The sequence below is a fragment of the Paenibacillus gorillae genome, assembly GCF_000513275.1.
In the GTDB taxonomy this organism is placed as follows: domain Bacteria; phylum Bacillota; class Bacilli; order Paenibacillales; family Paenibacillaceae; genus Pristimantibacillus; species Pristimantibacillus gorillae.
Window position 1 is genome coordinate 75,791 of record NZ_CBVJ010000030.1, and the last position, 20,849, is coordinate 96,639.

Sequence of the window (20,849 nt, forward strand, 5' to 3'; positions counted from 1 at the left end):
GGAACAATAGCTGATGTTTTAGGATTGCCATCGCTTGGTCTTATCGTTGGCGGTACCGCAGTATTCAAATAAAAAGCAACTCGGATGTATGACTTATTAACAACATTGTTTGCTTGTTTGATTATTGTGTTGCTTATTGAAATTTTTAAGTTTAATAATACAATTCATGAGGTGCATACACCTGATGACACTTTGTATCGCTCTAATTGCAATCACATTAATGTAGGCGCTGTGAGTATTATTGTTGCTGCATTTGTATCACTGAAAAAGTCTTTAAGCTAGGAGTTTCTTTATTTTATTTCACTGCTCGTAACGGAAGGAGTTTAAGCTTGTGACAACAACTATTTACGTAGAAACAAGTTCATATAATTTCTGGTGGGGCGTCTATGGCATGGAACCTCTAACAGGCTGGGAAGATATAGTGCTGCATAAAGATAACAAGCAGAGGAATAAGCTGATTGCAATTTGTGTCTGCACGAAAAATTACTTTCGAAACGCGGTTGAGGAGCTAAAGGATGATCCTGATGAGGCGGACTTCGTTCAGAAAATACAAGTTTTCCTTGACGGAGATAAGGTCTGCTATCATTACTATTATGATAGTCCAGGAGACGAGGATCTTTATGAATTGCCTTATGAGAAGTTGCCGCGTAATGAGCATGGCATGTATCCTCGTTCATTTGAAGTATGGTATCCGAGTGAGGGTATTAATGAGGCGGTCATAGAATCATGTGTCAGGGAAGTTAGCCGCGATTATCTTGATCTAGAGGCTGATCATATTTCATTTATTGAACCCACCAACAGGGAGGAGGCGCTGCAAGCCTATTCGGAAGATATAGCTCGTTTTCGGGGGAATGTGAAGTTGGTTTTCACGGAAGAACTGATTGAGTCAATGATGAAAAAAATGTCACTTAAGCGAGAGGAAGTAGTAAATCTGCTTGAGCGCGGCGTATAACCGTAACCAATATCGAGTTAATGGGTATCGGGTTACTCTAACGGGAGAACGTTAGTTTCATAAGATAAGTAGAAGAGGCTACCGGTAAGTTCGATATGAACCCCTACGAAAGAACGAATAGGTAGGGTGCTTCTCATGCCACCGCTCCATGTAAATCGCTCTTAAAATATTGTTCCCGTTTGGAGTAGCGTGATTGCGACAAGGAGGGGTGCTATGTGCAACAAACATTCTTGTTTATGGATGGGAATTATCGTATTAGTATCAATTTGTTTAACCGCCTGTGAAAGTAACAATGCCAAAGTGGTTTCAAAGGCGGTCCCTTCTGGATTTATTTCATTAAAAGAAGCCATCGATGATACTAACGGCTCTCTGCGTTACATGCCGTGGGAAAGCCAAATTGCATTTTTGGATGCTGACAATATCACGATATATCAAACGGGGTTCGACAACAGAGGTTTTATTGTTAAATATAAGGGTGAATACTATATCAATGAGGAAAAGTATTCAGACTTAGTCAAAATTGCAAATTTAACTATGGAACAGCGAAATCAGACATATCATCTAGGCGACACAGTCGGATTGCGAAAAAGTGCAACCGAACAATATGCAGTCAAAGTGGATGCGGTCGAGGTGGAAACGGTCGATGAAGTGGGGATATATACAATCAAATTTTCCGTAGACCATGTTGATTATGCTTACCAGAGGAAGCAATTTTTTGATCATTTTGAAACTAAAAATGGCAGGAGGACTAAGGATTCTACCGTTTTAAATGAAGGAACAGTACAAATTAAACTTCTAGCAGGGGATAAAATTAGGATGATTGTATTAAAAAGTCCAGATTACGATGAATGTATTAGGAGAGTAAGTATTGAGGAATAATCCTACTTGCACTAACACCCAGTCTGATAGTGGTATAACATTCTCATTTGAATATTCACCCAACGGTCTGCGCTACAAGATTGAAAACATTTTATAGCCACATGGAGTGTAACACCATGTGGTTTTTAAATACTATAGAATCGGGCAGCACGCCCATCTACTATCTGTTGAAAACCCAGATGGTAGTTATTATTCCAAACGTATTGTTTTCGAAATGGTTTTTGAACGGTTGTCGATTAAGAAATTAAGAAAAAGAAATATTAGTGTTTCATAAAAGACGAATACATATTCTCGTGCAAGCAATGTACGGAAAGTCATTTTTAGGTTGTAGACAATTGGCGGGCAAAGTTAGGATCATAAACCTATCTGAAAAGATAAAATAGGCAGGGACAGAGAGAGGCATTCGAACGGGGTTTGAATGCCTCTTTTTTGTGTTCGGGCCGCTGAATTTAGCGTTTGTCCCAAGCTGCGGTGCGATAGCGTTTCGGTGTGACACCTAACATGCCTTTGAACACACGGCAGAAGTACGATACCTGCTGGAAACCAACCTCGTCGGCAATTGCGCCGACGCTTTTGGTCGTAGTTTCGAGCAGCAGGCAAGCTTCCTTAATCCGGCGCGAGCTAATATATTGCGTCAGGCTGCTGCCTGTTTTATCGCTGAAACTATGGGACAAATAGTAGGAGGAAAGATGCAAGTCATCGGCCAGCTTCTCTAGCACAAACTTGTCGCGATAGTTCGTATCGACCCAGTTGAGAACACGCTTGATCGTTTGGAAGGTTTCCTGTTCCGGCGCTGTTTGCTTAGTGAGACCAAGCTGCTGTTCGCTGAGGCGGAGCAGTTGCAACGCCGACAGTAGAAACAGCATGTACTCTTCTTGTATCTTATGCGAGGGCACGTGCTGCAGGCGCTGATGAAGACGTTCATATAACACCAACAGCTCATTGTTTGTCGGCAAGAAATAAAGGACAGGGTTTGCCAACTTGGATTTCCATAGCCCTTTGAAGAAATGCTGCAACGCCGGGAACCCCACTAGTGCGGTATCAACGGGATAAGGATCAAACATGAGAACGGTGCGCACGTACAGTCTGTTCATCTCCAGCCGATGCAGCTGGAAGGGCTGGAACAAGAGCAGCGTACCCGGCTGGATTGGAAACACTTTTCCGTGGATATAGGCATTTCCTTCCCCTTCGTGGACATACAATAGTTCCATGCTCTGGTGGGCGTGGAATACCTCCCAGTTTTGCTGATTGCTTGTCCTGCAGTAATTCAGATGAAACGGCTCCTTCCTAACATCGACAGTTGTGCTAAGCTTCATGCCGATCCCCCGCTTTGTCTGGTTTTATGAAAGCACTTTCATACAATGTTTAAAATACAGCAATAAAATAACATTTTCAAGCAATTGCGTGAAAATTAAAGCGCTTATATTATGCTATGCTCGATGTGCTTGGAGAATATTTCTGAAATATTGAGGTGCTGCTGAGTCATTGATGAGTTAAGTCGGTTCCGTTGGTCAAAACCCACAAACAAAGGAGGAGTTGAAATGTTAGAGGTTTTCTCTGTAACAGACAGGTTGAAAAAATGGACCGCCGCCGGTACTGCCGCACTTATTGTGCTTGCTTCGGCGAGTTTATCGCCAGTTCCAGCAGTTGCCGCCGTCCACGCGTCGCTGCCGAATTGGTCGACAGCTGGATATAAGGGCGGGCAGGCGCTGCCGACCGGCGGCACAATCATTGATTTGACAACAAAAGGAATTCAAGCGAATGACGGCATTGACGACTCTAATGCGCTGCAGCAGGTGATAGATGATATTCGCAGCGGAACGCTTAAAGTGAACGGACAAAACGTAAGTGATACGAATCGGGCGATTCTGAAGCTGCCTGTTGGCCAAATAGATCTAAACAAGCAGATCCGCGTTGATGCCAGCTATGTGACGATTCGGGGTGCAGGCAATAGTCCAACGACTGGCACTAAAATCGTATTCAAGCCTACGGCAACCTACAGCGAAGATCCAGCCAATCCGGGTGCGCCGCTGATTGATGGCAAGCTCTGGCCAGGCTATGCGGCGTTCAGGGTGGAGGATCGGACAAAGCATACTAGCGATACGACATATGAGGGCAGCATTAATTTCCATTGGCTAAGCGGACAGCGAGTCGCTTCAAGCGGAGGAGGTACGAAGGGTAGCACGCAGGTGAAAGTGGCATCCGGCAAGGGCAGTACTTTTGCCGTTGGCGACACGATCTATGTAGGCGCTGCGAATACAGTAGAATTTTACAACGAAATGCAAGGCCCTCAGGAATACCGCTATAACGGCCACATGCGGACGCAGATGTTCAAAGTTGTCAGCGTCAGCGGCGATACGCTAACGATCGATAAACCGCTGGAGTTTGATGTACCGTTTAGCAACGGGGGATTGCTTCCGGCTGATCCTGGCGGATCGAACTCGACCTATTACAGCAAAGTGATGAAGGTGACGGCCGTTAAAGGGGTTGGCTTCGAGGATTTTTACTTCACGCAAGATATTTCCTACACTCCTTACGCTTCAACTGTAAATGCCAATGATTATGATCCGGTTACGAATCCAGGCGGCGTCGGGCTTAAATATAAGAACGAGGCGCTGGAATATGCAGTTCACGGCATCTTATTCAAATGGTCGCAAGACGGTTGGGTGAAGAATATTCGTACACACATGACGGGCTCTCATCCAATCGTAACGGAATTCGCCAAAAACATGGAGATTCGCGACAATATCATTTTTGGCTCGTGGAATAAAGGAAAAGGCGGTCATGGTTATGTGCGCGGCTCCAAGCTGTATGACAGTAAAATTATCGGCAACACCATTGATCGGGTACGCCATCTGACACTGCAATGGTCGGCAACAGGCAATGTAGTCCAGAACAATATACTAACAGCCGACATGAACCTGCATGGCGGTTGGGAGCGTCGTAATCTCATTGAGAAGAACACGATCACAATTCCGTTTGAGCACAGCTCATGGGGGGAAGGTGAAGGCGGTCAAGATATACTGGAGGGCACCTGGTATCCGATCTGGTACGGCGCTGGCCCGCATGCAACCAAGTGGTCGGGTGCGACAGGCGAGCAGAACGTGTTCTTCAACAATACGATGTCGAAGCAAGAGACTAAGAACGGCTCTTATGTTACTTACGCTCCATATAATGACACGCACCGTATCTATCAGTTCGGGTGGGACGGCTTGGCATGGACGCATCTGCAGAAGCCGGACGGCACGTTTATCAGCACTTGGGGCAGTAACGAGAAGACGAATTTCACCTCTGCTCCGAATAAAGGCGTATATGCATGTCTAACGTACACAGGCAATTCGCTGCTTGAGTCAGGAACCGCGGTGCAAAGCTGCACACGCGGCGGGGATACCGTCCCGCCTTCGGCACCGGCAACCTTAACTGCAACGGCAGTATCGAGTACGCAAATCAATCTAAGCTGGCCAGCGGCAACGGATAATGTAGGCGTGACCGGGTATGAGGTATATCGCGGAGCGCAACTGATCAGTGCACCAACAACGACGACTTACAGCGATACGGGACTAACGCCGAGCACCGCTTATTCCTATACGGTCAAAGCCGTCGACGCGGCAGGCAATCGCTCATCTGCTAGCCCTGCTGCGGCGGCGACAACGCCGGCAGGCACCGGCGGGGGTAGCAGTACGGTTACGCTTGCTCCAACTGACGATTCTTATGTACATGAGAGCAATGTAACCAAGAACTACGGCAGCGCCACATCGATGTATGTGAAGACGGATACTTCACAGTCGCGGCTCTCGCTGTTGAAGTTTGATGTCAGCGTGCTTCAAGGTGCAGTTGCCAGTGCGAAGCTGCGCGTGTACGGCAATGCTTCGGCTGCCACCACATTAACGGCATATGCCGTAGCGGATACATGGACAGAAGCAGCCGTTACCTGGAACAACAAGCCGGTGACCGGAGCTTCTGCAGGCTCAACGACAATGAGTGCTACGGCAGCCTATTACGAGATCGATGTTACGGCTTATGTGGCCGCGCAGGCAACGGGAGATGGCGTTGTATCGTTTATTCTCGGAGAATCGTCGGGCAAATACACTACGCTGAATACAAGTGAGAGTAATACGAATCAACCGCAGTTAGTCATTACGTATTAAGAGATGGAGAAGGAGGAACTAACCATGTTGATGAGATCGATCAGAACAATTGCTGCAATGTTGTGTATGAGCTTAATGTTGATGAGCGTGCCGCTTGTGGCTGTGTTTGGAGCCGTAACAACGATTAATCCGGCAGATGACACTTACGTTTATCAGAGCAGCGCTTCAACCAATTACGGATCGGCAACCTCGATGTTCGTGAAGTCAGACAGCAGCGCGCAGCGGCTTGCTTTCCTGAAGTTTAATGTAACCGGCTACTCTGGTATTGCCAGCGCTAAGCTGCGCGTCTATTCCAAAGCTTCCGCCATCTCGACCATGACAGCTTCCGAAACAACGGATGGCTGGAATCAAGCTGCGATTACTTGGAACAACAAGCCATCAACGGGCATCCTGATCGATTCTAAACCGCTGACCAACACATTCCAGTACATCGAGCTGGATGTGACCGCATATATTCAGGCGCAAGCTGCGGGAGACGGCATCGCTTCTTTCGTACTGGCTGAGACAGCGGGCAAATATACAGAAATTGCGAGTAATGAGAACGCAAGCAACAAACCGCAGTTGGTAATCGACGCCTCTGGCGTGGGTACGGGCAGCGACACGACTCCGCCGTCAGCACCTGCGGGACTGACGGGAACTGCTGCCTCATCGAGCCAGATTAATTTGAGCTGGTCGGCTTCCACCGATAATGTTGGCGTAACCGGTTATGATATTTACCGCGGCGGCTTCTATTTGAAATCAGTGACGACGAATTCGGCCAGCGATACGGGGCTGGCGGCGCTCTCCTCTTATAGCTATTATGTGAAAGCAAAGGATGCTGCAGGGAATCATTCAGCGGCGGGAAATACGGTAACAGTCACCACGTTGGCTGGCAGCGGCGCAGCTAACTGTTCCACCGCATTGAACACAGCGGCATCGATCCAAACGGCGATGCTGAATGCAACGCCGGGAACAGTCATTCTCATTGCACCGGGCACTTATAACGGCGTTCGCGCAACGGGCGGCGATCCGCGGCTGGACGCAAACGGCGTGCCGACCGGAGTGTTCTATTCTGGCAATAGCGGCACAGCAGTTAATCCTATTGTGCTGCGCGGCTGTGATGCGAATAATCCGCCAGTGCTGCAAGGGCCAGCGGTGAACGACGGTTCTTATGGAATTCATCTGACAGGCGATTATTGGGAGATTCGCGATCTGGTCGTTACGAGAGCACAGAAGGGGATTATGATCGATAACGGCAACTACAATCGGATCAGCGGAGTGGAGGTGCACAATGTCGGTGACGAAGGCGTGCATTTCCGCGACGGCAGTTCGTACAATACGTTGGAGTTGTCCTCAATTCATGATACTGGCAACTATCAGGCTGGTTATGGCGAAGGAGCTTATGTCGGCTCGGATGCGAGTGCAGCTTATGAGCATACGGTTATTGGCAACATTTTTCGCAGCACCGACTTTGGACCAGGAATCACAGCCGAACACATTGATATCAAAGAAGGCGCTGACGGCACAATCGTGGAATACTGCACATTTAATGGCACTGGCATCAGCGGTGCCAACTCGGCAGACAGCTTTATCGATGTGAAGGGCGTCAATTCCAAAATTTATTACAACAGCGGCAGCCGAAACGGCAATAGCTTTGTCGTTGACGCTTTCCAGAACCGTACGCATGGAACGGGTTTTCCGACCGGTACGAACAATGACTTCAAGGGCAACAACGTCCATCTCGACGGCGTAGGTTATATCGTTAATGCCGTTAACGGTTCGGCAATTGTAAATGGAAATACCCGCACCGACGGATCATCAAATCTGTACAAAGGAAAATATTCGGTATATTAATTCGTTTAAAAATGCTCCCCTTGCAGCGACAGGTATTGCATTCGCCTGTATGCTGCAAGGGGAGTTTAATTGCATATACGAGTACGATAGGAACTGATGCCACGGTTGCGTGAAAATAGTCTGCACCTGAGTCATTAAATGAATAAGCACGGCTACCGGCTTGGATCGGCAGCCGTGTTACGCTAACGGGCAGTTTAATTATATGAGTTTATTAACTTCCAGTTTTCTCTAATGTTAGGTAATATATAAGTAACTGAAATTTTATGTTAGGCGGTGTACGTCAATTGGAACATAGCGTTATTTTTCACAAAATATTAACTGATTTAAATTTAGGCTCTTTCGTACTACAACCACAAAGGGTTTCTGGTGGTTTTATGCACAAAATGTATTGTTTAGAGACCACTACAGGAAAATATGCATTAAAGCTATTAAACCCCGTTATTATGAAAAGGCCGAGTGCATTCCAGAATTATCAAAAGGCAGAGCGTTTAGAACGATTATTGCAAGAAAACAAAATGCCTATTGTTCCGGCAATGGAGATAAATGGCCGCAAAATGCAGTGTATCGAAAATCAATATTACTACGTCTTTCCGTGGGTTGAAGGGAGCGCGCTCCCTGGGGATGAAATAAAAGAGGAGCATTGTAAAATAGTCGGTGAACTCTTGGCTAAAATTCACAAAATTGAGCAGATTGAGAAACCCTTTGTCAGAGATGAAATTAGTATTGATTGGGGCACATATATTGCGACGGCAACTACAGAGTGTCCAGAAATCGCAGAGAAGTTAAATAGTTATAGAGAAATCTTGTACGCTTGCCAAGAAGAATTTAATAGGGCACTAAAAAAGATACCGACTGTCACCTGTATATCCAACGGCGATATGGACTGCAAAAATATTTTGTGGGTGAATGGAAATCCTTTAATTATTGATTTAGAATGTCTTGATTATGGAAATCCATTTTGGGATATGTTTACACTGGCTTTAAATTGGTCGGGCAATGATTCTTGCAGCATAAATTTTGATCTATTAAAGGCGTTTATCGTATCCTATCACGAAGAGTATGGGGATGTTCAGGTTGATTGGGAAACGCTGTACGGCAGCGGCTTTGGTTGGCTTGAGTGGCTTGAATATAATATAAAAAGGGCTTTGATGATTGAATGTACAGATGAGGAAGAAAGAAAAATGGGAATCAGCGAAGTCCACAACACAATTCATCGTATCGTTTATTATCATTCTATAAAAGGAAAAATACTACAAAATTTAACATCGGTGTAGACCACCATGCGACATGTATAAAATGACTCGTTCAGCTAGCGGAGAACGCTAGTTTAAAAAAGTCAGTCTAAAACCTTTCATAAGAAGCAAACTAGATTTAATAGCTCTTATGGGAGGTTATTAGATTGGATCGGGGAAAGCTATAAAAAAATATTCATGATTTCACATGATGGTACGATTACGAATTATCGGATATTGCTTGGAGAAAAAGGATTGACCAGAAAAGATTTTCTCGGTGAGGCCGGGGTATATCGAAATGAAGTTGTAGTCTGTTGGTTGCTAAAACTAGGGAAACGTTAGTTCAATTAAGCAATTAAGCACCAGGACGAAGCTGCCAACGACTCTCGTATAGACATATGTATAAAATACGAGTTTTGTGAAAATGTAATGAATAATATTCATGGGTTGGTTTAATGTAACTATTAAACTCAGCCCATTGACGTTCCTTCTCATGATTACTTTCGACTGCATTTTTAACGTAGAACTCCAAGCTTCAGAACCCAAAGTGCATCAAGTTCACCCTTCACCCGAAAAAATGCATTCTAGAAAACTAAAAAATCTACTGATTTCATCAAAACTTATAGTGGATTCTGCATTAACAATTTCGATAAAATCCATTTTATATTGTGATTTCACAATATATCCCGATGTGCCATAATCCCATAAATCCAATATAGATGGCCTCTTATACGAATTATGTTTCAACAGTGAATTATTCCATTCAATCAGAACTGGAATATTAACATTATCCTTTCTGCGAATAATATCCCCCTCGTACAATGAAGGTATCAATCTATCAAGGTTTTCTTCAGTCAAATTCCAACCTGAAATAAAACATTCATTTAGGCCCTTTAATGAGTTAATTACCTCTATCCAAGGCTGGCTAGACCATGTTCCCGCTGTTGATTGACTTTCTGAAATCACTTCAATTTTAGGTATCTTTTCATCAAAGAACTTAATAATTTGCTCTTGAAGCTTATGATCTACTCTATCCTCATAATAAGCTTCATTGTAGTTTAATGGAATGCAAATCCCCATTTCTCCATGAATGAATTTCATAACTTTTTCTGGACTTAATACTTCTACTGTAAATTCTACCATACTACTTCGGTTCCATCCTTCCATCGGAAAATATTCGGGCCAGTACTTGGAAAGGTACTTGCATAGGTACTATTAGTGGAGTTAATCCATCCACTGTCATGTACTAAAGTAGAGTTATGAGATTGAAAATCTCCTGGATTTGGATCTGAAAAGTCCACTGTATCAACGCATTCTTGGTATTCGAAATAGCATTATCTCTTTAAACTCCAACGGGAATCATTATATCATTACAGGTAAATAAACATAAATACGTTTTTATTATAATATTTGTATAAATTCAAAATCAGCACCAAGGTTCGATTAATTAAAAACTAATCGTACCTTGGTGCTGTTACCTTCACCCAGAAATAACTTCTGTTCTTACTTCTCTCCAGTCAAAGCCTTCAATACATCATCGATCTTCAAACTGTCAGAAATCGGGCCGTTCAGCATCCAGTGCCTTGCCGATACTTTGTAGACATGATTTTGCTTCACAGCAGGTATCGATTTCCATAACTGAAGCTTTTCCACAGCCTTCACATTGTCCAGCTCTTTCTGAAAATCGCTTTCCGAGGAACCGGAATAACCAGCAGTAACAAACAGATAATCCGACTCTATTTCCGGAAGCTTCTCTAAGGACAATGTTATGCCCCAATCTTCGTCAGCCTTCTTCTGAAAATCAGCAACGCTTGATGACGCGGTTAATCCCAAATCATTATATAAGATACCGCTATAAGGGAAAGTTGGAAAGAATAAATCGACCTCTTTGTCTATAGTGCGAACCAATGCAACCGTGTTATTCGATCCAACCGTTTGTTCGATCTTCTCCCGGGCTGCTTTTAGTTTATTATCATACGTCTGGATAATTTCATTCGCTTTATCTTCCCGATTGAGCGCTTTTCCTATTTCGACGATAGAAGTTTTCCAATCATCACGGTCATAGGCAATCGTAGGTGCAATTTTAGCTAACTGTTCGTATCCAGCTTGATCCACAATTCCATTAATAACAATGATCAGATCCGGTTCTGCAGCTAATATGGCTTCATAATTAGGGGTATCTGCAGAACTCGTGACAGGAATCTTTTTTTCCATAAGCCTATCATACAAATAACCGCCTTCTATACCGCCTGCCTGTACTAAAGGCGCATCCAGTGATAAGAGCATATCCTCCAGTCCGATAGTAACAATATGTTTAGGCTCAACCGGAATTTCGACATCACCGAGAACATTTTTTATGATTTTGGTTTTCGCTTGTGTTCCCGTTACTGGACTTGTATCCGTCTCGTTATTGGTTTTATTGCCGGCAGCTCCATTAGATTGAGTTTGAGCTGGCCGGTCGGTTGCTATATTTCCATTTGTATTCGTGTTGGATACACCGCTCGAGCAAGCCCCCATGAACAACGTGAAGCACATGAGTAAAATTGCAATCGTAGATGACTTTACTTTCTTATGCATAACTAAATCCCCTTCTCTCAATTGTAGATAACGATTATCGTTATCAATATATCGTCTATTTCTTTGAGAGACTATGGACAATCTTTTAGAAATAATAGGACGATCCTTTATAGCCCTATCGCTTTTAGCTGCGGATCGGTATTTCCCTGGTGAGATGCCCTTTTCTTTTTTGAAAAGACGGTTAAAGTAGTTAACATCTGCATAACCGATGCTGGCAGCAATCTCATGCAAGGCTGCCTCTGTGCTAAGCAATAGGTCAGCCGCTGCGGCAATTCGCACTTGTATCAGGTATCCGATCGGACCGACGCCTATTTTATTTTTAAATTGAATCGACAAATGAGATGAGCTGTAGTTCAGGCCTTCTGCTAGCGATTCAAGGGTAATAGGATTCGAATAATATTCGTGAATATATCTTACGGCTTGGGAAACAATCTCCGGTTTTTGCGTCTGGATACCTTGGCCCTCTAACTGACAGAGCAATTGATATACAAATTGATAAAACGATGCTTTGGTATGAAAGTGTCCCAGTGAGGCTTGCTGCCTCCATCCCTGCTCCATCTCTCTAACCTTGTGCAATAAAGAAATCGAGTGCTGCGGAGCAAAACCGTATTCAATATGAAACGGACGATTTCGTTCTATCATACTTACAATTTCCTGACGGCAAGGCATAGGCAAAACCGCTCTGTAGAAAACAATATAGTACTCGAATTCATCACCTGTCAGGAAGATATCGATGGAGAGCCCCTTTCCGCCATGCAGTACATGAAAGCCCTCGGATAGATATTCCGTTTCGTTTAACAAAATACGTGCCCTGCCCCGGACCGAAAACAAGAAGCTGCTGGCAGGAAGAAGATAGCCACGCAATTCCTCGCCATTTGTCATCCGTGAATGGCGAACGTCTAGCACTTTAATGGAAACGTTGTTCCATGACTGAATATGCTCATCCAAATTCATAAGTTCCACTCTCATATCGTCATCGCAACGGTAAGTGCGATTTACTGTATTCCGGTCTGCATCCAGCAACGTGCTTCCACTCATCACACAAACTGCCTGTCAAGACCCATAGTAATCGATAACAATTCTCACTGTCAATCAAAAAGCGGCGGTCACTCGCCGCTGTGACATCATAGCATCGTTTTTAATTCTTCATTCTCGGATGTATCCATACTTTCCTGTGAATTTCCTTCCCGCTGTTCTTGCTGCATATCATGCGGCTGTTGCTGCTGTTCTTGTCCCTGACCCTGGGGCGCATGCTTGCTCCTGGACCACGTAACAAATGACAAGATCACAGACAGGATTAGAAATAAGATAGGCAGCGCCCACGGATGCTTCAGCATCACATTGGATTGCCACGGCCAAATATAATCGCGCATATCGGCTCCTCCCATCTCCCTCACACTTAACTAGTTGCTGTGCTTATTTTATTGCGAATCCACGACACCACAAACAATAAAATCGGAAATACGAACATTAAAGATAAGTAGATCGGGTTATACGGGATCACTTTCTGGACCACAGCTATATGTTCAACAACATTAGGCGCCATCGTCAGCCCCAGGAATAGAGCGATAATCACGACCGGGAATATGTAAATACGGCTGCTTTTCGAATAGGTAAGCTTCTGGAGACTACGAATTGTGGCAAATAGATAAATATAGGTTTTCAAAAAAGCCATGAAGCAAAAATAGATGACGCCTGTAGCATCCAGCTGCGTAATAAAATCACTTACGGATATAGCTTGTATTAAGGCATACATCGGATAGGTAGCCCGTTTGAAAATCTCCTCTCCGAATACAGAAACAGCCAAGGCATCCGTGAATGAGATGAATACACCGGCAAACAACGATGAAATAATCATCGTCCTTCCTACTGATTTTCGCTCGTTCATTGACGTCCAGACTAATGCCAGCGCAAGCGACTCGCCAAAGGATTGAATAATGCCAAGCGGCCACACGACTTCCCATATGCGCCCCCACCCCTTATCCAGCAATGGAGCTAAGTTGTCGAAGTGTACGACCCCGGAACTGAAGATCAGTATGACTTCCAGCAGATAGATTAACAGAATAATGGGTAGAATGATTTCGGTCAGCTTGCCCATGACCTCTATTCCAGAATAAAGACCATAGGAGATGACCAGCATAAAGAATAGCAGAATGACCCAAGGAGGCGTGCCGGGCAATATGGTTGTCGGCACCAGGTTTTTAATATCTGCGACAATCCTTCCCGAGATATACAAGAACAACAGCGGGTGCATCCAAGCGATCGGAGTACCCAGCACCTTGCCGAACTGTGCCGGATAGCATTCGATATAAGTCAGCCCTGGATTGAAATGCGTAATCCTCGTATAGATCCAGACGACAGCTGTGCCAAAAAAGGTAGAAATCAGAACAGCAAGCCACGAGTCTCTCCCAGCCCCTGCAGCAAAACCAAATATAATGGTTGTCCCGATCTGATAAATAATGGATATCGTGAGCAGTTGGTGACGAGAAATGATTTCCATAGTATCACGATCCCTGTTCTTTGTTCAAATTTTTGCTGACTATTTTTTCATCTCTTTTTCTTCCCAGATTAACGAATCGTTAATACGGCCTGTCCCGATAATCGTGAATTTCGTCGTAACATTTACTTTAATATTGGAAAACTCTTCATCCCATCGGTCTGCGTATTTTTCGTTCCATACTTTATTGTTTTGCCGATGCACTTTACTTCCAAACCCGATAATGTCAGTTTTGAATTTTTTTTTAGATTTTTGAATCGTTAACCGTACCCGCTTTTCGACCTCATCTTCAAACAGTCGTTGAACCGTGTGTAAATTATTACTGCTATTTGTACTTAATTTCGTCGTATTTTCAAATAAATCACCGGTCATTTCTAAATGAACTTGAAACTGTACCTGGTCATTTTCGATTTTGGATTTAATGGTTGCTTTCGATTTCATCAATTGAACACTTAATTTACCGAACAGCTTGTTTTCCTCAGGAATCATAACGGTAATGACAGAGTCTTTCATTTTATTGCGCAGCCATAGTAACGTCTCCGCCTCTTGGGCATTCATCCATCCAACCAGACGATCCTTGCGATACACAGCAACACCAACTAGAGCCAAGGCAAGTTCATTATTTTTGTTTTTCTTTTCAGATGAAGACGGTTCTGTAGCCTTCTCGCCAGCGGGAATGATTTGAAGCTGGGACGTAATCGGTTCGATCCCTAACTCCAGCAGACGAAAGGCAAAGTCTCTGATCGTTGCGCTATCTATAACCCTTGCTTTTTGCTCTTCTCTAATTTCTTCTGCCGAAAATTTTTCAAAGTTAGGACCCACGTTTAACAGATCATACGCTTTGCCTTTCGTAGTCAATAAATAACTATTTCCCCGAACATCCCGGTATCTGGAGAAAAATTCGATAATCGGCGTTATTCCCGAACGTGCCAGCTTTTCACCAATGATTACGATCCGATTATGCGAGAAAATAAGATTTCGCGGTATTTTTTTCTGAATTTTCCGGTATGCGTCCATAACCGAGTCCCCTTGTTCAGAGAAGATTAACGTCGTATCTTCGCTGGAATCCCCTTTCCCGGCCGTGCCTTTCGTCATTTTCGTCTTCATCACTTGTACACCTAACTGGATTTTTTGATCATCCACGAGGTCCAGAGAAGCAGCTGTAACGATCGCAATATCATTTAATTCTATACGGCTCCAGCAGCCCGTAATCATGTACATGAATACAGAGAGACTAAGGAAAATGGTTAATTGTTTTCTCATCAAAACCTTCCTTTTCTGACGCAAACCACATTATCTGTTTTGTCTCTGTCGAAGGCGCTTAAACGGATTATGGTATCGTTGAGATTTCAGTTCTTCTGCGTGTGACGACTGTTTTGGCCAGTTAGCACGAATAATGACATCTTTAAGCCCGCTAATACGCAGCGGAGCCATTGGCGTCAAATAAGGCACACCGAAGGAATGAAGACGCAGCATATGAATGAGCAGCAGCAACAGCATCATTAAGATGCCATAAAGCCCAAAGGTAGCAGCAGCAACCATCATCGGAAACCGAAGCAAGCGGAAAGCGAGTCCGAGCTGGAAGCTTGGGAAAATAAAGGAGGCAATCCCCGTCATCGAGACGACGATGACAAGCGGCGATGACACAATTCCGGCTTCTACAGCAGCCTGGCCGATAACTAAACCGCCAACGATACTGACAGCTTGACCGACGGGACGCGGCAGGCGTACCCCTGCCTCCCTTAAGCTTTCGAACGCAATTTCCATTACAAGAGCTTCAATAAAAGCAGGAAATGGGACGGTTTCGCGAGAGGCCGCAATACTGATCAAGAGCATGGTGGGAATCATTTCCTGATGATAGGTCGTTAAAGCAATATATAGCGAAGGCAAGAGCAGTGAAAAAAGGACGGCAAAGAAACGCAGCATTCGAATCGCAGAAGCAATAAAATACCTTTGATAATAGTCTTCAGGGGACTGCAGCAGTTGGAAAAAAGTTCCGGGAACAATAATAACAAAAGGTGTATTATCGATAATAATTCCGACTTTGCCTTCTAATAAATTGCCCACTACCCGATCCGGCCGCTCGGTAATTAATACTTGCGGAAACAAAGAAAAGGAATTGTCCTCGATTAACTCTTCGACATAGCCGCTTTCCAGAATGGCATCAATTTTGATTTTCCCGATTCTTTTCTTCACTTCATCTACTAATTTCTTGTCGACGATCCCATCCAAGTAAGTAATGACGATTTGAGTATTGGAAAGCCTGCCTGCAATCATATCTTCCATCTTGAGCTGCGGTGTTTTGAGCCTTCTGCGAATCAGACTAATATTCGTGCTGATGGTTTCTTGGAAGCCTTCGCGTGGTCCGCGTATGACCGCTTCGGTTGCTGGTTCATCAACAGCTCGTTTATCCCAATGCTTTGCATTAATGATCAATACCTGTTTCAACCCATCTATGAGGAAGGCGACATTGCCCGATAAAATATGCTCGACAACATCCGAGAACTCGTCGAACCAGCTCAGCTGCGAAGAAAATAGAAGTCTATTCTCAATTAAATGCTTCATACTATCGTCATTGAATCCGGAGCCGGAGTCCTGAAATAAACGTTCATCCGATTCGACCAAAGGCTTCATAATCTCGAAATCAATCGTCTGGATATTGACCAAGCCGCTTAGAAATACAAGCGCGCCTTTCCTGGCGCCGTGAATAACAAATTCACGAAATTTAATATCGATACAGTTATCAAATATAGTTTTGAAGTGAGCCAGGTCCTCGCTTACATCGCTGCTTAGAATATAATCGTAATGATGTTCCAGCTGTATTTTTTGCACCACACGGATTCATTCCTTTATTTGGGTAACTGTAGTTTCGAATAGTATGATCATTTTGTATTTGCACTATACGCCAAATAAGCGCCTGCCAGCTCGAAGCTGACAGGCGCTAGTAGTATGAAGACCTTTATTTCAAATATTTAATGAGGGTAGACCAGAATGCCGGGTAATGCTCCCAATTCATGAACTCCAGCGACCCCCAGTGCGGAGAGCAATCACTTGCAAACGCTGCCGTCTTTCCTTGCCCATAGGTTCCGACTGTCAGAATGGCATCGCCGCCATGACTGAGCAATTCCTCTGCATCAGCCTTGGCCGACAGCTTGTTGTAACCTAGCAGCCTAGGCCATTCGCCCAAGTCATTTACCAATGGATGAGATTGAGATACTTCTGGTGAGAAACCGCTAGGCATCTCTACACGATCATCTTTATCCTCCATAACAACAGGCAGCACATCAGCCAAAACTGTGTTTCTATAATTCGCTTTTCCTTCGATGCCCATGAAGGTCAAGTAGCCGCCAACCATCAGCAGGCCGCCGCCTTCAGCGACATACTGCTTCATTAACTCAAGAGCATTCGGGATGATTTGCATTTGATAGAAGGTCGGATTTTGAAGCAGGAACGTATTAGCACCCACATCGCTCAGCACAATCGCATCGTAAGCCTTCAGCTCTTCCAGCGATTGCGGGAAGCGAACTTGCACTTCATGCGCAGGCATGTAGGTAACGTCAATTCCCTGCTCGCGCAGACAAGACAGTAAATACGTTGCTCCCTCCTCGTACTTCGTCGAAGTAAAGCTGTCATAGCCTTTCGTATGAATCATATGCACAACCCAGGACTCTCCAATAAACAAAATTTTCATCGGTTTGGCACCTCCGTGTTTTATATATCCAAGGCCGTAAACGGCCAGTTCTTTCAAACTTTAAGCTTCCTCTACTTCACACCAGTCCACGATCGTTTTGGCAATCATTTTAACAGCTTGAATAACTTCGTCTAAAGGAATAAATTCATCACTATGATGAGCAAGGCTTGGATCGCCAGGACCAAAGTTGATCGTCGGAATACCTACATTTACAGGCCAGCCCATATCGGTATGGAAGCCGAGGCCCTCAATTTTGCCTTCTTCGCCAATTCCCTTTAACGACTCCACGCAAGTCTGTACGAATGGATGCGATACAGGTGTCTCTGCGCAATCGGCATCTACGAGCCATTCGATTTCCGGCATATGCTCGCTAAGCCAAGGGTCAGCTTCCGCTGCTTGGCGCAGGAAATCTGTTAATTCCTTCTTCACATTGCCGCCTACAAGCTTCTCATCACGTTCGGAAGGCAAGTATTGTGCATTAAACACAATTTCAGCCTCATTGGCAAATGAAGTCGGGTATTCCCCGGCATTCAATTGCGCTACATGCACCTGACAAGGGATCGCAAGATAAGGATGTGTTTTGTTAGCCGCCCATTCTTCATTCAAGCGATCCAGCTTCTCCAAAATATATCTTGCTTTTTTAATCGCATCGACCGCACCGCCATCCTTCCAATCTGCTTGCGGCATTTCGATATGTCCGCTGCGGCCTTGGATCTTGATTTTCCCCCACAAGATCCCTCTGCAAAGCGGAGCGATTGTCAGCGAGGTCGGTTCGGTTAAAATGCAGCCATCCGCCCGGTAGCCATGATGGATGAAATCTAGCGCTCCCATGCCTCCGGCTTCTTCATCGACGACCGTGCCGACGACAACAGGCCCTTTGAGCTTGAAGCCGCTGCGAAGAATCGCTTCGACGGCCATGATCATCGCAGCGACGCCGCCCTTCATATCGACCGTGCCGCGGCCGTACATTTTACCGTCAACGATTTTTCCCTCGAATGGGTCCATCGTCCATTTCGAGCCGGCCATAACAACATCGATATGACCGAATAGCAGCAAGGACTTTCCTGCCGTATCTTTGCCGAACGTCGCTGCCAGATTGGGTCTGCCTGTAAAGTCTCTTCCCGGATAATAGCCAGCCATGCCCTCATACTGCTTCAGCTCATCTGCAACAGGCTCCCAAAGCTCAATGTCCGCGCCTAAGCCTTGCAGTTTACTGGCAATAAACTCTTGGACCTCCTTTTCTTTGGATGGCGCCGGCTCGTCAAAGAACCAGGGATTAATGCTTGGAATTTGAATGAGCTGCTGTAAAAAATGAATAATTTCATCTTGATGATTGTCGATCCATTCCATGACTTGCTTCTCTTGGTTCATCGCTGTTGCTCCTTTTTAAGCGGCATGCTCCTGATTCCGAATAAATAAATGATAGCTGTGGTCTACAAGGATCAGGAGCGTGCCTGCTCGTTTATTCGAATCGAATGGTATGACCGTCTGTGAAATCTACCCATGGATTAATCATTTCATCGCCAAATTTATCCTTCTTCTTCTCAATGCCGAACAAATAGCGGGCATCTTCCGATGCGGGATAAGCCGGGCTATGCCAGACGCCGCGATTGATTACGATAGCTTGTCCAGGCTTGATTCTGAAACACTTGACGGTGGCAGTGTCTGGACTTTCATCCGGATCCTCAATATCTATGCACTTCGCTACCGGCTGTACGAGCTCGCGGTCAAAGGTAAGAAGCAGCTCCTCGCGGCTGACATGCCGCTCCATCGCCGTTACAACGAATTCCCGCCGCTTTGTGACAACCAGACCAAAACCAATTGGCTCCGATACGTCCAGCATTTGAATATAGCTCCAGCAATCCCACCCGTCTCCGGATTTGGAGGGGTCAATTGCCGGCAGGTCAATCACTTTGCCATAGGGCGCAAAGGCTTGCTCCGTTAAATCTTCGATTTGCACGATATGCTCCATTCAAGCTGCCTCCTGTTATAGGGAAGATTAGAAATCAAAGCTGTCTACATTTTCTTTGGTCACTTGAAGCGTACCGATAAATACATTTTGACCATCGACCTTAATCGTTCCTACGTTCGGAATTTCCATGCCGTCTGTAATTTCTTTGCCTTGAGCCAATTGATCCAGAATATAGACGGTCACATAAGCCAGCTTGCCCGGGTCCCAAATAATATCTGTTGTGATCGTACCGTTCTTAATATAATTTTTCACGACGCTTGGAACGGCGATGCCGGTAATTGCGATTTGGTTTTTCTTCAACGTACCGGCTTTAACAGCTTGCTCTACCACTTCTGCTGCTGCTGGCGGTTCGCCGCCTGCAAATCCGACAATACCTTTTAACTCAGGGTAAGTCTGAATCAGGTTTTGCGCATTGGCATACGCCTTTTGCTGATCATCATCGCTGGCTACAGTCGTGACTACTTCGATATCTGGATAATTGGCTGCAAAATAAGCTTTTGCCGCATCGGATTTGGCAATTTGGTTCTGAGAGCCGAGACCTGCAACCATGAATGCAACCTGGCCTTTGCCGCCGATTTCTTCGCCGATGGTTTTAGCAAGCAATTCTCCGACCTCTAGGTCTGTAGCTGGCGCTACATAATATTGACGATCAGTTTCTGGCGCGTCGCTATCCCAGGTCACAATGTTGACGCCTTGTCCTGCCGCTTTTTTGAACACAGGGCCAACTGCTTTGGCATCGTTAGGCGATACGCCGATTCCGTTCACTTTACGCGTCAGCATATCTTGAATCATATTGATTTGTTTGGAAGAATCCGCCTCTGTCGGTGCGTTGAACAACACTTTGACCTTCAAATCAGCTTCCGCCTTCTTGGCACCCTTTTCGGCGGCTGCCCAATAGGCAGGACCAATTGACTTCGGATTCATAAAGTAGGTTCTTGTGCCCGAAGCGGAATTCCCCTGATTCGTACCATTTCCAGTATTCGTTGGTTTGTTGTTCGTAGTTCCGCAAGCTGCCAAAGTCAAAGCCAATACACCCGTCATTACTGCCAATGTCATTTTTCTCATAGG

The 20,849-nt window shown here is 45.0% G+C and carries 16 protein-coding genes; 5 read left to right on the top strand and 11 right to left on the bottom strand.

The features are described from left to right. Window positions 1–331 precede the first annotated feature (331 nt). Together TY10_RS05925 and TY10_RS05930 are read left to right on the top strand one after the other, a co-directional pair. On the top strand, window positions 332–952 hold the full coding sequence (locus tag TY10_RS05925) for a hypothetical protein (protein WP_042161553.1): 621 nt from the start codon (window positions 332–334) through the stop codon (window positions 950–952). Window positions 953–1,165: 213 nt separating this feature from the next. Then, window positions 1,166–1,831, top strand: a complete 666-nt coding sequence (locus TY10_RS05930; RefSeq protein WP_155985720.1) for a hypothetical protein — start codon at window positions 1,166–1,168, stop codon at window positions 1,829–1,831. Window positions 1,832–2,280: 449 nt separating this feature from the next. Here the strand turns inward: TY10_RS05930 and TY10_RS05935 are convergent, their stop codons facing one another. Beyond that, window positions 2,281–3,147, bottom strand: a complete 867-nt coding sequence (locus tag TY10_RS05935; RefSeq protein ID WP_042161557.1) for a helix-turn-helix transcriptional regulator — start codon at window positions 3,145–3,147, stop codon at window positions 2,281–2,283. A 225-nt stretch (window positions 3,148–3,372) separates the two neighbouring features. On the opposite strand from TY10_RS05935, the gene TY10_RS30280 reads away from it, so the two are divergent. From TY10_RS30280 to TY10_RS05950, 3 genes are all read left to right on the top strand, one after another. Then, a complete protein-coding gene (locus TY10_RS30280) occupies window positions 3,373–5,979 on the top strand; it encodes a CBM96 family carbohydrate-binding protein (RefSeq protein WP_052350389.1) in 2,607 nt (868 codons plus the stop codon). 24 nt (window positions 5,980–6,003) lie between these two features. Continuing rightward, window positions 6,004–7,812 (top strand): CBM96 family carbohydrate-binding protein, encoded by a 1,809-nt coding sequence (locus tag TY10_RS30285; RefSeq protein WP_052350390.1) that lies wholly within the window; start codon window positions 6,004–6,006, stop codon window positions 7,810–7,812. 284 nt (window positions 7,813–8,096) lie between these two features. Next, window positions 8,097–9,086 (top strand): phosphotransferase, encoded by a 990-nt coding sequence (locus TY10_RS05950; protein WP_042161558.1) that lies wholly within the window; start codon window positions 8,097–8,099, stop codon window positions 9,084–9,086. A 516-nt stretch (window positions 9,087–9,602) separates the two neighbouring features. Here the strand turns inward: TY10_RS05950 and TY10_RS05955 are convergent. The 10 genes from TY10_RS05955 to TY10_RS06000 form a co-directional block, all read right to left on the bottom strand. Beyond that, the gene (locus tag TY10_RS05955) at window positions 9,603–10,187 is read right to left on the bottom strand and encodes a hypothetical protein (RefSeq protein ID WP_042161560.1); all 585 of its coding nucleotides are present in this window, start codon (window positions 10,185–10,187) and stop codon (window positions 9,603–9,605) included. Window positions 10,188–10,547: 360 nt separating this feature from the next. Beyond that, the gene (locus TY10_RS05960) at window positions 10,548–12,659 is read right to left on the bottom strand and encodes an AraC family transcriptional regulator (RefSeq protein ID WP_042161562.1); all 2,112 of its coding nucleotides are present in this window, start codon (window positions 12,657–12,659) and stop codon (window positions 10,548–10,550) included. 86 nt (window positions 12,660–12,745) lie between these two features. Beyond that, a complete protein-coding gene (locus TY10_RS05965) occupies window positions 12,746–12,994 on the bottom strand; it encodes a hypothetical protein (protein WP_042161564.1) in 249 nt (82 codons plus the stop codon). Window positions 12,995–13,020: 26 nt separating this feature from the next. After that, complete coding sequence (locus TY10_RS05970) at window positions 13,021–14,121, bottom strand: GerAB/ArcD/ProY family transporter (RefSeq protein ID WP_042161566.1); 1,101 nt, start codon at window positions 14,119–14,121, stop codon at window positions 13,021–13,023. Window positions 14,122–14,160: 39 nt separating this feature from the next. After that, window positions 14,161–15,381 (bottom strand): Ger(x)C family spore germination protein, encoded by a 1,221-nt coding sequence (locus TY10_RS05975; protein WP_042161568.1) that lies wholly within the window; start codon window positions 15,379–15,381, stop codon window positions 14,161–14,163. A gap of 30 nt (window positions 15,382–15,411) precedes the next feature. Further along, window positions 15,412–16,953 (bottom strand): spore germination protein, encoded by a 1,542-nt coding sequence (locus TY10_RS05980; protein ID WP_052350391.1) that lies wholly within the window; start codon window positions 16,951–16,953, stop codon window positions 15,412–15,414. 124 nt (window positions 16,954–17,077) lie between these two features. Further along, a complete protein-coding gene (locus TY10_RS05985; protein ID WP_042161579.1) occupies window positions 17,078–17,809 on the bottom strand; it encodes a glutamine amidotransferase in 732 nt (243 codons plus the stop codon). 60 nt (window positions 17,810–17,869) lie between these two features. Beyond that, window positions 17,870–19,180, bottom strand: a complete 1,311-nt coding sequence (locus tag TY10_RS05990; protein ID WP_042161581.1) for an ArgE/DapE family deacylase — start codon at window positions 19,178–19,180, stop codon at window positions 17,870–17,872. A gap of 91 nt (window positions 19,181–19,271) precedes the next feature. Then, on the bottom strand, window positions 19,272–19,781 hold the full coding sequence (locus tag TY10_RS05995) for an ureidoglycolate lyase (protein ID WP_042161583.1): 510 nt from the start codon (window positions 19,779–19,781) through the stop codon (window positions 19,272–19,274). Between the two features lie 27 nt (window positions 19,782–19,808). After that, a complete protein-coding gene (locus TY10_RS06000; RefSeq protein ID WP_042161585.1) occupies window positions 19,809–20,846 on the bottom strand; it encodes an autoinducer 2 ABC transporter substrate-binding protein in 1,038 nt (345 codons plus the stop codon). Window positions 20,847–20,849 lie beyond the last annotated feature (3 nt).

Excerpts from the sequence above, each read along its gene's own strand:
- TY10_RS05935 (WP_042161557.1), bottom strand. The coding sequence starts at position 3,147 with ATGAAGCTTAGCACAACTGTCGATGTTAGGAAGGAGCCGTTTCATCTG.
- TY10_RS05960 (WP_042161562.1), bottom strand. The coding sequence starts at position 12,659 with ATGAGTGGAAGCACGTTGCTGGATGCAGACCGGAATACAGTAAATCGC.
- TY10_RS05975 (WP_042161568.1), bottom strand. The coding sequence starts at position 15,381 with ATGAGAAAACAATTAACCATTTTCCTTAGTCTCTCTGTATTCATGTAC.
- TY10_RS30280 (WP_052350389.1), top strand. The coding sequence starts at position 3,373 with ATGTTAGAGGTTTTCTCTGTAACAGACAGGTTGAAAAAATGGACCGCC.
- TY10_RS05955 (WP_042161560.1), bottom strand. The coding sequence starts at position 10,187 with ATGGTAGAATTTACAGTAGAAGTATTAAGTCCAGAAAAAGTTATGAAA.
- TY10_RS05990 (WP_042161581.1), bottom strand. The coding sequence starts at position 19,180 with ATGAACCAAGAGAAGCAAGTCATGGAATGGATCGACAATCATCAAGAT.
- TY10_RS06000 (WP_042161585.1), bottom strand. The coding sequence starts at position 20,846 with ATGAGAAAAATGACATTGGCAGTAATGACGGGTGTATTGGCTTTGACT.
- TY10_RS05930 (WP_155985720.1), top strand. The coding sequence starts at position 1,166 with ATGTGCAACAAACATTCTTGTTTATGGATGGGAATTATCGTATTAGTA.
- TY10_RS30285 (WP_052350390.1), top strand. The coding sequence starts at position 6,004 with ATGTTGATGAGATCGATCAGAACAATTGCTGCAATGTTGTGTATGAGC.
- TY10_RS05965 (WP_042161564.1), bottom strand. The coding sequence starts at position 12,994 with ATGCGCGATTATATTTGGCCGTGGCAATCCAATGTGATGCTGAAGCAT.
- TY10_RS05995 (WP_042161583.1), bottom strand. The coding sequence starts at position 19,781 with ATGGAGCATATCGTGCAAATCGAAGATTTAACGGAGCAAGCCTTTGCG.
- TY10_RS05970 (WP_042161566.1), bottom strand. The coding sequence starts at position 14,121 with ATGGAAATCATTTCTCGTCACCAACTGCTCACGATATCCATTATTTAT.
- TY10_RS05985 (WP_042161579.1), bottom strand. The coding sequence starts at position 17,809 with ATGAAAATTTTGTTTATTGGAGAGTCCTGGGTTGTGCATATGATTCAT.